General features: G+C 37.6%; 12 protein-coding genes. 8 read left to right on the top strand and 4 right to left on the bottom strand.

The features are described from left to right. Positions 1 to 70 precede the first annotated feature (70 nt). Positions 71 to 817, bottom strand: coding sequence for a YdcF family protein (locus FHT21_RS21615; RefSeq protein ID WP_167296818.1), 747 nt, complete (start codon positions 815 to 817; stop codon positions 71 to 73). A gap of 82 nt (positions 818 to 899) precedes the next feature. After that, positions 900 to 1,265: a YtxH domain-containing protein gene (locus tag FHT21_RS21610; RefSeq protein ID WP_167296817.1), complete on the bottom strand. Its 366-nt coding sequence runs from the start codon at positions 1,263 to 1,265 to the stop codon at positions 900 to 902. 178 nt (positions 1,266 to 1,443) lie between these two features. Between FHT21_RS21610 and FHT21_RS21605 the strand changes: the two genes are divergently transcribed. The 4 genes from FHT21_RS21605 to FHT21_RS21590 all read left to right on the top strand — a co-directional run bounded on the left by FHT21_RS21605 (position 1,444) and on the right by FHT21_RS21590 (position 6,198). Further along, positions 1,444 to 1,824: an OsmC family protein gene (locus FHT21_RS21605; protein ID WP_167296816.1), complete on the top strand. Its 381-nt coding sequence runs from the start codon at positions 1,444 to 1,446 to the stop codon at positions 1,822 to 1,824. Positions 1,825 to 1,929: 105 nt separating this feature from the next. Further along, on the top strand, positions 1,930 to 3,183 hold the full coding sequence (locus FHT21_RS21600; protein ID WP_167296815.1) for a DUF2130 domain-containing protein: 1,254 nt from the start codon (positions 1,930 to 1,932) through the stop codon (positions 3,181 to 3,183). Positions 3,184 to 3,321: 138 nt separating this feature from the next. After that, complete coding sequence (locus FHT21_RS21595) at positions 3,322 to 5,466, top strand: glycoside hydrolase family 97 protein (RefSeq protein WP_208399010.1); 2,145 nt, start codon at positions 3,322 to 3,324, stop codon at positions 5,464 to 5,466. 255 nt (positions 5,467 to 5,721) lie between these two features. Then, a complete protein-coding gene (locus FHT21_RS21590) occupies positions 5,722 to 6,198 on the top strand; it encodes an acyl-CoA thioesterase (RefSeq protein ID WP_167296814.1) in 477 nt (158 codons plus the stop codon). Positions 6,199 to 6,353: 155 nt separating this feature from the next. On the opposite strand, the gene FHT21_RS21585 is transcribed toward FHT21_RS21590, so the two are convergent. Together FHT21_RS21585 and FHT21_RS21580 are read right to left on the bottom strand one after the other, a co-directional pair. Next, positions 6,354 to 8,105 (bottom strand): ATP-binding protein, encoded by a 1,752-nt coding sequence (locus FHT21_RS21585; RefSeq protein ID WP_167296813.1) that lies wholly within the window; start codon positions 8,103 to 8,105, stop codon positions 6,354 to 6,356. Positions 8,106 to 8,870: 765 nt separating this feature from the next. After that, positions 8,871 to 9,392, bottom strand: coding sequence for an NAD(P)H-dependent oxidoreductase (locus FHT21_RS21580; protein ID WP_167296812.1), 522 nt, complete (start codon positions 9,390 to 9,392; stop codon positions 8,871 to 8,873). 180 nt (positions 9,393 to 9,572) lie between these two features. Between FHT21_RS21580 and FHT21_RS21575 the strand changes: the two genes are divergently transcribed. From FHT21_RS21575 to dapB, 4 genes are all read left to right on the top strand, one after another. Then, positions 9,573 to 10,376, top strand: coding sequence for an AAA family ATPase (locus FHT21_RS21575; RefSeq protein ID WP_167296811.1), 804 nt, complete (start codon positions 9,573 to 9,575; stop codon positions 10,374 to 10,376). Between the two features lie 7 nt (positions 10,377 to 10,383). Continuing rightward, positions 10,384 to 11,292, top strand: coding sequence for a ParB/RepB/Spo0J family partition protein (locus FHT21_RS21570; RefSeq protein WP_167296810.1), 909 nt, complete (start codon positions 10,384 to 10,386; stop codon positions 11,290 to 11,292). Continuing rightward, positions 11,292 to 12,017 carry a DUF5683 domain-containing protein gene (locus tag FHT21_RS21565; protein WP_167296809.1) on the top strand — a complete coding sequence of 242 codons (726 nt, stop codon included), beginning with the start codon at positions 11,292 to 11,294 and terminating at the stop codon, positions 12,015 to 12,017. The genes FHT21_RS21570 and FHT21_RS21565 overlap by 1 nt, the downstream gene beginning before the upstream one ends. A 261-nt stretch (positions 12,018 to 12,278) precedes the next feature. Continuing rightward, positions 12,279 to 13,013: a 4-hydroxy-tetrahydrodipicolinate reductase gene (gene dapB, locus FHT21_RS21560; protein ID WP_167296808.1), complete on the top strand. Its 735-nt coding sequence runs from the start codon at positions 12,279 to 12,281 to the stop codon at positions 13,011 to 13,013. Positions 13,014 to 13,016: the final 3 nt, after the last annotated feature.

Genomic DNA, 13,016 nt, shown 5'->3' with positions numbered 1-13,016 from the left:
TTGGGTTTAGTTAACCATGGCTTGTTTACCATAGCCAGGTTACAAGGTTCACGATTAATCAGTTAACCGATTAACCCCTAATACGATCTACAATTAAGCCCATCCATTCTTTAAATAATAATTCCCATGTGCCTAATGCGCTGGCATTTGGGATGATAAAATCTCCTAATTCAAATTCCGTATTTCCTGAAAAATTGGTTGGGTAATATTCAATTTTCTGCTTAGTTTGTTTATCAAAAATTAATTTTGCTCTTGGGATGTGCCAGGCACTGGTAATTACCAGAACTTTAGCTTTAGGGTTCCTTTTTGCGATGAGGGCCAAACTGTACCTGGCATTTTCGATGGTATTTCTGCTTTGGTTTTCAATCAGAATTGCAGAATCAGGAATACCAATCAATTTTAAGTATTTAATGGCTAAATCGGCTTCTTTTACCTGTCGGTCTATTAAATTTGAATTTCCACTGCTAAGCAGTAGCTGTTTAATCTGGCCTTTTTTGTATAGTGCTATGGCTTGGAACAATCTATCACCTGCCCAATTAAAAGCAATCTCATTATTTCGTTTATTTAAACCCGAAAAACCTCCAAGAATTATTCCAATGTCGTATTTTGCCGCTTTCGGATAGCCAGCTTCGTAACTGTTTATTATTTTTCCAACAATAAAGCCATTAGAGAAAAGAAAGAAAACAATTAAGGCACAGATTAAATATCTTTTTCTTTGTTTAGCTTGTTTTGATGCTATTGCAAAAATCAAAAGCACAAAAATCCACACTATGGGTTTAATAACGAAAAGCAAAATCTTAGAGAGGATAAAAATCATATACAGATATTATCCTGTAAAACTAAGAAATTGTTTAACGGAATTAATACATGTCAATAACCTATTAATCTTCTTATATTTTTTATCCTTGCCCTTCCTGTACCTGGCCGTTTTCGTGTGCATTTTCTAAAATCTCCTGCACATCCGAATTACGTTTCTTTGCTACTTTATGTTTAAAGTGTGGCACTTCATGTGCGGTAATATCTTCTTCAATGGCTTCTACACCGAATACCTTTTCTTTTAAAAGATTATATTTATCCTGGAATCCATATCTCAGGTTCCTGGCCCCACCGGCAATTTTTCCACGGGTACCTGCACCACTATCAGGGGCAAATAAAATACTAATCACTGCACCTGCCGCCAGGCCAGCCACCAAAGCAAGCGCTACCTGGGCATTATTTTTCGATTTGTGCGTTAAATATTTTCCAATTAACTTTTTGTACTTCATGATCATGTGATTTTATAATGGAACAATTCGCCTGTAATAATGTTTGATGTTTTTTGCTTTAGGGAACAGCGGCAATAGTTTTTTGCTAAAGCAGCTTCATTCATTTTTAAAAAAAGACCAGACTTTTACCTAAGTTTAAAGTTAAAGCACAATATTTGGGATACTAAAATTAATTTACATGGTAAAAGCAACAATAAACAAGGAGCATTATGCGTGTTCGGTAAGCAACGGTTCTCATGATATTATAGTAGACGAACCTTTAGAACTAGGCGGAACACATAAAGGTTTTGCCCCTAAAGGATTATTAATGGCTTCTTTAGCATCGTGTGTAGCCATTACCCTAAGAATGTATGCCGATAGAAAAGCATGGCCTATTGATAAGATTGAGGTAGAAGTAAACATTGATACCGAAAATGGAGAAACTATATTTTTTGAAGAAATTGTATGTACTGGAATACTGACCGAAGAACAAAAAATCAGACTGGAAGAAATTGCGGCAAAATGCCCGGTAAGCAAAATTTTGGCCGCTGGTCACGAAATTAGGTCGAAAGTACTTTAATGATAATGGTGTAAAACTCGTTTGTACATTCATAAAAAGCTTTAATATCTTTACCAATAAAAAACCTTGGCGTGCTTTGCGCCTTGGTGGCTAAAATAATAATCAATGCCTACCGAAATAAAATGCCCCAACTGTGCCCATGTTTTTCCGATGGAAGAAGCCATGGCCGAAGATTATAAGAAAGAGTTACGTGAGAAAGCGGCTGCTTATGCAAGGCAGAAAGATGAAGAATATCAACGTAAGCTGCAGGTTTTTGAGTCTGAAAAACAGCAGCAGTTGAAAGCTTTTGAGGCTAAACTTGCCGAAGAGAAAACTAAGCTTAAAGATAATCTGGAGGAAAATTTGCGTAAAAGTATTTCGGCTGATTTTGAAACTAAACTGCAAATACTGGAAGGTAATGCGAAAGATAATGCTGAAAAACTAAAGTTAGCCCGTGAAAAAGAGCTGGAATTTTTACGCCGTGAAGAAAGTCTTAAAGTGAAGGAAGAAGAAATGGAACTTGCATTTCAACGTAAAATGCAAGAACAGCGTAATGAGCTGGTAGAACAGATCCGTAAACAAGAGGCAGAAAAGAATAGCATTAAAGATACTGAACATCAATTACGTTTAAAGGAATTAGAAAAACAGCTAGACGACCAGAAAAAATTGGCCGAAGAAATGAAACGCAAAGCCGAGCAAGGTAGTATGCAATTGCAGGGCGAGGTGCAGGAGTTGATCTTGGAAGAATTGCTCCGTAGCAATTATCCTTTCGATTTAATTGAAGAAGTTGGCAAAGGTGTGCGTGGGGCAGATTGTGTACAGGTAGTGCGTAATCAATTTGGGCAGGAATGCGGTAAAATTATTTACGAAAGTAAGCGTACCAAAGATTTTGGTGGCGACTGGATCGAAAAACTGAAGAAAGATATGCGTAGTATGGGCATTGATGTAGCAGTAATTGTAAGTCAGTGTTATCCAAAGGGCATGGATTGTTTCGGGCAGCGTGATGGGGTTTGGATCTGTTCTTTCGAAGAAGTAAATGCTGTAGCCTATGTGCTGCGCGAAGGTATTTTGCGTTTGGCAGGTGCAGTAAAATCGCAGGAAAACCGCGGCGAAAAAATGCACATGTTATACGATTATTTAATGGGGGCAGAGTTTTCTGAGCAATGGAAAGCCATAAGAGAAGGTTTTATGAGTATGAAACTATCCATACAACGCGAGCGTGATGCGATGGAACGTTTATGGAAAGCACGTGAAAAACAATTGGAGAAAGTGTTGTTAAACGCCACGCATATCCGTGGTTCAATAGAGGGTATTGCAGGTAGCGATAGTGTGCAGTTGAGCTTAACCGATGAGGATGATGATACCTTGCTTTTAGAATAATTTATTTTCGTTTAACCCCGCAGGTTTTGGAGATCTGCGAGGTCTGAACAATTTTTTTTAACCGGATTAATATCTGAACTAACCAAAACCTGCAAGTTCTAATATATTTAATAGTAACAACAAAAAATAAATGATAACATGAATAAGAAACCTAACCAATCCTTTAACAGTTCTAAAATCCTTGCTTTAATATGCGCGGTGCTATTTTTTGGGGATGTTTTCGGGAACGTTCCCGAAGAGAATTTGAAGTCGCCTAACGGCAATCTGATAGCCAGTTTTGCTTTGGCCGATGGTGGTGTGCCAACTTATAGCTTAAAGTATAAGGGCAAAGATGTAATTAAAACGAGTAAGTTAGGTTTGGAACTTAAAGACGGCAAATCTTTAATGGACGGTTTCTCCATCACCGATACCAAAACCAGCACTTTTAACGAAACCTGGAAACCAGTTTGGGGCGAGGTTAAAGAAGTCGTAAACCATTACAACGAACTGGCTGTAACCCTAACCCAAAAAGAAACGAACCGTTATATTGTTGTGCGCCTGCGTTTATTTAACGATGGTTTGGGCTTTAGGTATGAATTTCCGGAGCAGAAAAACTTAGATTATTTTGTAATCAAAGAAGAGAAAACCCAGTTTGCCTTAGCTGGCGACCATAAAGCATTTTGGCTTCCAGGCGATTATGATACACAGGAATACAGCACAGTGACTTCAAATTTGTCAGAAGTTCGTGGCAAAATGAAAGCCGCTATAACGCCAAATGCATCGCAAACTACTTTTTCGCCAACAGGCTTACAAACACCTTTGATGATGAAGAGTAAAGATGGTTTGTACATTAATATCCATGAAGCAGCACTCATTAACTATTCTTTAATGTCGTTAAACCTTGATGATAAAAACATGGTTTTAGAATCTTGGTTAACGCCTGATGCAGTTGGTGATAAAGGTTATATGCAGGCGCCATGTTTATCGCCTTGGAGAACCATTATTGTAAGCGATAAAGCTGCTGATATCTTGACCTCAAAATTAACCTATAATTTAAACGAACCAACCAAATTTAAAGATGTATCGTGGATAAAACCAACCAAATACGTTGGCGTTTGGTGGGAAATGATTACCGGAAAAAGTACCTGGGCCTATAACGATTTAACTAGTGTACAATTGGGTGTAACCGATTATGCCAAAACAAAACCTAACGGAAAACACGCTGCAAATACTGCACACGTAAAAGAATACATCGATTTTGCCGCTAAAAATGGTTTAGATGCGGTTTTGGTTGAAGGCTGGAACGAGGGTTGGGAAGACTGGTTTGGTAAAACAAAAGATTATGTGTTTGACTTTGTAACGCCTTACCCTGATTTTGATGTAAAAGAACTGCACCGATATGCGGCAAGTAAGGGCATAAAAATGATTATGCACCACGAAACTTCTTCGTCGGTACGTAATTATGAGCGTCATTTAGATACAGCGTATAAATTTATGAAAGCCAATGGTTACGATGCTGTTAAAAGTGGTTATGTAGGCAACATGATTCCAAGGGGAGAACATCACTATGGACAATGGTTAAACAATCATTACCTATATGCCATCCAAAAAGCAGCTGAATATAAAATTATGGTGAATGCACATGAGGCTGTTCGCCCTACTGGCTTAGCACGTACCTATCCAAATTTAATTGGAAACGAATCGGCTAGGGGAACTGAATATGAAGCATTTGGTGGCAATAATGCAGATCATACCACCATTTTACCATTTACCCGTTTAATTGGTGGGCCGATGGATTATACTCCAGGTATTTTCGAAACTAAAGTGAGTGTTTATAATCCCGAAAATACTTCATTTGTGCACAGTACCTTAGCTCGCCAGTTGGCACTTTATGTAACAATGTATAGTCCTTTACAAATGGCTGCCGATTTGCCAGAAACTTATAACAAGTATATGGATGCTTTTCAGTTTATTAAAGATGTTGCTGTAGATTGGGATGATACCAAAGTTTTAGAAGCAGAGCCTGGTGATTACATCACTTTTGCACGTAAAGCCAAGGGCAAAAACAACTGGTTTGTTGGCCGTACCAATGATGAGGTGGCGCGAACATCTAAAATCGATTTTAACTTCTTGGACCCTGGTAAAAAATATACGGCTACTATTTATGCTGACGCTAAGGATGCAAATTATAAAACCAATCCAAAAGCTTATACCATACGCAAAATGGAAGTAACCAATAAAACTAAATTGACTCAATATTGCGCACCGGGTGGAGGATATGCAATTAGTATTATAGCGAAATAATTTAACCAATTGGTGTCGGTTGTTACCAACTGACACCAAGTTATCTATCAGTCGGTGCATTTTCTCTCTCCGTTAGTCATACTGAATTTATTTCAGTATCCATCATGTTGGTTAGATCCTGAGATGAACTTAGGATGGCAATAGATAGGAGAGTTCTTTCCCTAACAGATCATAACAGCTGATCGTATGAAAATATCTTATTTTATAATATCTTAGCAAAGACATTAAAACCAAGCAATTTCAATAATTATTACCATGCCCAGAACCAAAAACCATATCGAACTTCAATTTTTAAGCGAACCCTCTGATGTTAACTATGGAGGTAAGGTACATGGTGGCATGATGATGAAGTGGATTGATCAGGCTGCTTTTGCCTGTGCCTTACAGTGGAGTCAAAGTTATTGTGTAACCGTTTATGTTGGTGGCATCAGATTTTTTCACCCGGTTCATATCGGTCATTTGGTTAAAATGGAAGCACGCATTATTTATACGGGTAAAACCAGTATGCATATTGCTGTTGATGCTTTTTCTAAACCAGTAGGGCAAACCGATTTTGTTAAGAACACACACTGTATTATTGTTTTTGTAGCAGTAGATGACAATGGACAACCGAAAGCGATACCAGCCTTTAAGCCAAAAAGCGAAAAAGAAATTGCCATGCATGGCTATGCCATTAAATTAATGGAGTTGCGTAAAAGTATTGATAAGGAAATGGAGCCTTATATTGTGTAGGCGTTTGGCGTTACCGTTTTCTATCGTCCATTTCCCACCTTACTTATTTTCTCCGCGCTCACTGTGGTCAGTCTTCGACTCTACTCAGACAGGGACACTTCACTCTGCGTCTTTTTGCCAAAAACTTAGCATTCTTTGCGGTAAAATAGCGAAACTTAAACGACAACAGGTAAACTAAAACAAAACTTGCTCCCTTCACCAATGGCACTAATTACCCATATTTTTCCATTTTCGGCTTCGATAAAATCTTTAGAAATGGCGAGGCCTAATCCCGAGCCCGATTTATTCTGCCCGTCGGTTGGTACCTGAAAATACCTGTCGAATAATCTTTTTTGGTACTTTTCCTCAATGCCTTTTCCAAAATCGCGGACAGAGAATTCAATAAAATTGTCTTTTTGCAAAACATCGATAATTACTTTCGATTTTTCGGAACTGTAGCGTAATGCATTAGATAAGAAGTTAACCAGTACCCAGGCGGTTTTCTGTATATCGGCATTCACATTCGGTAAGTTCTGATTGCAGTTAAGTACCAGTTGAATTGATTTTTGTTCAGCCTGAAACTTAACGGCATCAATTGCATAGTGCACAATTTCTTCGGGTTTGGTGATGGCAAAAGTGAGTTTTAAATTACCGGTTTCTACCTGCGAGAGGTCTAAAAGCTCACTGGTAATTTTTAGCAGCCTGTCGCTATCTTCTTTGATGTGGTTGAGCAGCTCATGTTGTTCTTCGTTCATAGTGCCCACACGCTCATCGTTAAGCAATTTTAAGCTCATTTTGATGGATGATAGGGGTGTTTTTAACTCGTGCGAAACGGTTGCGATAAAATTTGTTTTGGCTTCATCGAGTTCTTTAAATTGCGTAATATTTTTTAACGTGTAAACGCTTCCGGCAGATTTAGAAGAAACAATTAATGTGTTTTCGTCCTGTTCTTCATAATTTGGGATGATGATTTCGCGATTTTCCAACAGGAAATAAGATTCTTTATCATCAGCATAAATTTTTAAGGTATTATCATCTGTTTCGGGTTTAATGATCCGTTTAAGTAACTCGTTTTTTTGCATGAGCTCGGCCACGTTCTGACCAATAACCTTATCTTCATCAAGGTTCATTAGTTTTGCAGCCAGATGATTTAGAAAGAGTACCTCTCCTTTTTCATTTAGGCCGATTATGGCATCCTGCATTTGCGCAATAATGGCTTCAATACGCGACTTTTCAGATTTAATTTTAGATAAGTTGCTGTTTTCCCATTCGTTTAATTTAACCACCATTCCGTTAAAGGAGTTTGCCAGTTCTGTAAACTCATCCTCGTTTTCGAAATGTAAGCGTTGTTTATAATTTTTATGACTGATCTGCTTAATAGCCGCACTAAATTCGGCAAGGGGGTTAGCTACAAAACCCGGGAAGTTTACAATGAAGGTAAAGAGAATAATAAAACTCAAGGTCGCCGCAATTATGATGTAGAGATTTGCCCTCGATGAGGTTTTGTTAGCCAATTCATTTTTATCATAAATGGCCTTCATATTCAATTCTTCGATATTTCGCAGCGCTATACGTAAATTTTTGATGCTATTTTCTTTAATAGCCAACGATTGTGAGTTGTTCAGCGCGTTAAAAGCTACTTCTAATTTCTGGAAAGCCATCTTTTCGCCGGGTTCGGTAATGTTTAACCCTTCATTTTTTAGGTTTTCGGTAAATATTGTTAGTGGCGTACGGCTTAATGGAAACTGGTTCAGATCGATTACATTGCGCATGGCAGCAACATATTTCAATGATTTGTAATTGTCTTTAAGAATTACCTTCGATTTATCGGAAAGCTCATTTAAGTAAAAGAGCGCAATTAATCCGAAGGATAAAACGATGATAAAGAGAAAGCCGAATCCGAGGCGGAGCTTGGTTTTTATTTTCATGACTTTTTAGTTTAACTGCAAAGGGCGGAGAGATTTTCGCAAAGTAACGTAAAGCAATTTCTCTCTTTTTTGTGATAAAAATAGGTTATAATTAAATTTGTTTCCTGATTAACTAAATTATATAAGAAAGGTTAAATAAATAGCATCTGTTTAGCCTGTATTCAATAGCTATGCCAGTAGATTAAATTTTTATTTAAGTTGTTGTTTTTTAGGTTGATAGGGTATTTTTGTAATTATGTTAAGCAAAAAAAACCTTTTCATTTTGGAAGGGTTTTTATCAAAATGAAATTGCGATTTTTTAAAGTTCAAAGTGCTGTTTTGTGTTTCTAAACCTGATTGACGTGGAAAGCCCACAGCGCAGCGAGGACTTGCAACAGAAAGCAGGAGTGACGCTAAGTATGAAACACAGGCTTTGCTTTTCAAAAGAAGAATAGCGTTTTATTTTTTTTGAAAGCAGTACCTGTCCGCTTTACTGCGTGTCGCTTCCATCAGGTTTAGGTGGCCCGTCTGGTAATAATTACTTGAGGTTGCAGGGTGCAGAAAATGAAAATTAATCTTAAAAAAAGATTTTAAGGCCACGGCAGTTCCTTTATTTTTAAACCTGGTTGAAGCGGATACCGGCCTGTGATTAAGGCCTGCAGGTGTATGAGCGGAAGACAGGGACAAACCTACCTATGGAGCACAGGTTTTGCTTTCCGAAAGCAAAGAAGTTTTTGTAGAAATGAATTTTTTAGGAAAGTAGATTTGGAAGTATTTAGCGTAAGATTAGAATTTGATAAATTTTTCTATCTGCTCGTTGGTAAACTTGATAGTATCCGGATGATTGAAATTACCTTCGGCATCTAACTCTGTTTTAATATTAGGAATATGCAAACGTAAGGGTAAAATATGGAGGTGGATATAATGGCAAACGCCTGTAAAATGATCTACCCCGCGGATATTGCCATATTTACCAGAAGAAATTCCAACTAAAGCAGCCTTTTTATCATAAAAACTATCAGGGAAATTACTGGCATCTATTAACACTTTTAGTACACCTGGGTAGCTTCCATTGTATTCTGGCATGATAAACAAAAACTTTTCGGTGTTATTGATCATGTTCTGGATTTCTTGAAAAGCTTCCGATCTTTTGCCATACATATCCGTATTCAAAACATCTATAGGCAGGTGCTCCAGGCTGAACAAATTGGCATCGACTCCTTTTTCTTTTAGTTGCCTTTGGTAATATTTAGCAACTTTTAGCGTATTGCTATTGTGCCTGTTGGTAGCGGCTATAATTGTGATCATGGATAATTGTTAATAAGATGTGTAAAACCCAAATACGCTTCTTGCTAAAATTGCCATATAGTTTGTATCTTAGCTGATTGTGAAAAAGGCCGTAAACAACGCAAAAATAGAACTTTTTGCCAATTAAAACGCATAAATAACACAGCCCAAATAAACGTTAAGTAAATTTCGGATACATAGATGAGCAAAATTATTGCATTAGCAAATCAAAAAGGTGGTGTTGGTAAAACAACTTCATCTATAAACCTGGCTGCGAGTTTGGCCGTACTAGAATATAAAACTTTACTGGTAGATGCTGATCCTCAGGCAAATTCGACTTCAGGTATCGGTTTCGACCCCCGGAACATTAAAGATAGTATTTACGAGTGTATCATTAATGACATTGATCCTTTATTGGCCATCCAAAAAACGGATACACCGAATTTAGATTTATTACCTGCCCACATTGATCTGGTTGGTGCAGAAATTGAGATGATTAACCTGAACAACCGTGAATATAAAATGAAAGCGGTTTTGGAGAAAATCAAAGATCAGTATGATTTTATCATTATCGATTGTTCTCCGTCCTTAGGTTTAATCACCATAAATGCTTTAACAGCTGCCGATTCGGTTATTATTCCTGTTCAGTGTGAGTATTTTGCACTAGAAGGTTTGGGTAAGTTGTTAAACACCATAAAAATCGTTCAGAACCGTTTAAATCCTAATCTGGAAATTGAAGGTATTTTGCTTACCATGTACGATGTACGTTTGCGTTTATCGAACCAGGTGGTAGAAGAGGTAAAAACACATTTCCACGAACTGGTTTTCGATACCATTATTCAGCGTAATACACGTTTAAGTGAAGCGCCTAGTTATGGCGTTTCGGTAATTATGCATGATGCGAATTGTAAAGGTGCCATTAACTACCTTAACCTTGCCCGCGAAATTGTAAAGAAAAACGGCCTTTTAAAGGAAGAAGAAAATATAGGAACAGCAACTTTATAAATTATAGATGACATCTTTTCAGCGAAAAACAGGTTTAGGAAGAGGGTTAAGTGCGCTTTTAGATGATAGCGAATCTGCTCATCCGCCGAAGCAGCAGGTAAATGCTGTTAGCGAAACCGAGCAGATTGGCAATATCAGTCACGTAAGTTTAACTGAAGTTGAAACCAATCCGTACCAGCCCCGTACCGAATTTGACCAGGTAGCTTTAAACGAGCTTGCCGATTCGATAAAAGTACAAGGTTTAATACAACCCATTACAGTTAGAAAACTAGCTGCAAATAAATACCAGCTCATTTCGGGCGAGCGTAGGTTCAGGGCTTCGAAACTAGCTGGCTTAACACAGATTCCTGCTTACATCCGTAGTGCCAACGACCAGCAGATGTTGGAAATGGCCTTGATTGAAAATATTCAGCGAGAAAATTTAAATGCCATTGAAGTGGCGTTGAGTTTCCAGCGGATGATTGATGAGGTAGGCTTAAAACAAGAGCAATTAGGCGAACGTGTAGGTAAAAACCGTACCACGGTTACCAATTACCTACGTTTGTTAAAACTTCCGCCAGCTATTCAGGCCTCCATCCGCGATCAGAAAATTAGCATGGGGCATGCAAGAGCCTTAATTAATGTTGATGGTGTTGACAAACAATTGTTTATTCACCAGGAAATTTTAGAAAAAGGATTATCTGTACGTAAGGTAGAGGAGCTTGTGCGCAATCTGCAACATGTACCTTTAAAAGCTAGCGAAAAATCGAAAGAAAAAGCTGTTTCTTTTCAATATCAAAAATTGCAGGATGATTTGGCTTCTAAATTTGCTACCCGCGTAAAGTTAAAAGTTAGCCAGAACGGTAAAGGAGCAATAGAAATTCCCTTTATGAGCGATGACGACTTAAACCGAATTTTAGAGTTATTAGACTGGTAATGCAAAAGACTAAGCTTTTAATACTGGTTGCTGCATTTACATTTTTTCTTGTAAACTTAGCCTCGGCACAGGTTAAGGATACGGTATTAAAACCTGCTGATACTTCGAAAATTAAATTATCTAAATCGTTAGATACTGCGGCTAAAAAACCGATGACCAGAAAGGATTCGATGAAAGCCAAATACGTTAATCCGGGTAAGATTGCTGGTAGAAAAGCTGTTTTTAGATCGATGATAATACCAGGCTGGGGCCAATTGTACAATATGCAGTTGCTTAACGATGGTTATGGTACAAGAGCAGGAAAAAGCCAGTTTTTTCAAAAGTTATATACCGGTGGCAAAATTGCGGCTATTTATGGTGGTGTAACTGTACTTACCATGTCGTACATCGAAAGTAGCAAACAATACAATTTAGCATTAACAGAATTGCAGTATCGCGACTCGCATAGCGATCAGCCTGATCCTAACGGCCCTTTTGGTAGCCGTTATTCTACTTCAGGTATAACCCAGCGTAAAGATACCTACAGAAGAAATAAACAGATTGTATTGTTCTCTTACGGCTTGGTTTATTTCGCCAATATAGTAGATGCCTATGTTGCAGCCCGATTACATTTCTTCAATATTGATGATAACCTTTCTTTTAAGGTAATGCCATCCATGATTAATACCAATTCGATGTATGGTTTCAATGCAACGCCTGCGTTAAAATTATCGCTAACATTTTAATACAGAAAATCATCATGATACTCAATATAGGATAAACAATTGAAATCATGATGATTTGCTAATTAACTTCGAAGGTTAAGGACAAAAAGTAACAAAAAATAAGAATAGAAACTGAAAAAATATAAACAGATGAAACCATCATAGTTTTTCAAACTACAATGTGATGAATAAATGGCTCAAGCCTTCTTGAACACCGTTAAAAATATCTACATTGGTGAAAAATCTGATCGCTTTATCACAATTAAAACTAAAAATAAACAGATGAAACTTGCGCTTTTAGGATATGGTAAAATGGGGCAGATTATCGAGAAATTTGCTGTGGAACGTGGCCACGAAATTGTTTTAAAAATAACGATCGATAATCAGGAAGATTTAACCAGACAAAATTTAAAATCGGCTGATGTGGCTATCGATTTTAGCACACCTGATTCGGTTTTAAAAAATATCGACGCCTGTTTTGATGCTAATGTGCCAATAGTAGTAGGTACAACCGGTTGGTATGGCAAACTTCAAGAAGTGAAAAACGATTGCAACAGCAGTAACAATACATTGCTTTATGGGTCTAACTTTAGTATTGGCGTAAATTTATTCTTTAAGCTTAATCAAACTTTGGCCAAGCTGATGAATAATTATCCTGCCTACGAAGTTCAGGTTGAAGAAATTCACCATACACAAAAACTGGATGCACCAAGTGGTACGGCCATTACTCTTGCAGAAGGGATTGTAGACAACCTGGACAGAAAACAAGAGTGGTTAAACGAAGTGGTAGGAACTGATGTTGAATTGTTTCCGAAAGCAGAACAATTACTGATAGAATCGCATAGGATAGAAAATATTCCAGGTACACACACTGTAATTTACAGTAGCGAGGTAGATGAAATAGAAATTAAACACACTGCGCATAATAGGGCTGGTTTTGCTTTAGGTGCGGTTGTGGCGGCAGAATGGTTGAAAGATAAAAAAGGATTTTTCAGCATTACTGATATTTTTGAATAGAAC

Source organism: Pedobacter sp. SG908 (assembly GCF_011759615.1).
Taxonomy (GTDB): domain Bacteria; phylum Bacteroidota; class Bacteroidia; order Sphingobacteriales; family Sphingobacteriaceae; genus Pedobacter; species Pedobacter riviphilus.
Note: the sequence above shows the minus strand (reverse complement) of the source record. Positions and strands in the feature narration are given on the sequence as shown.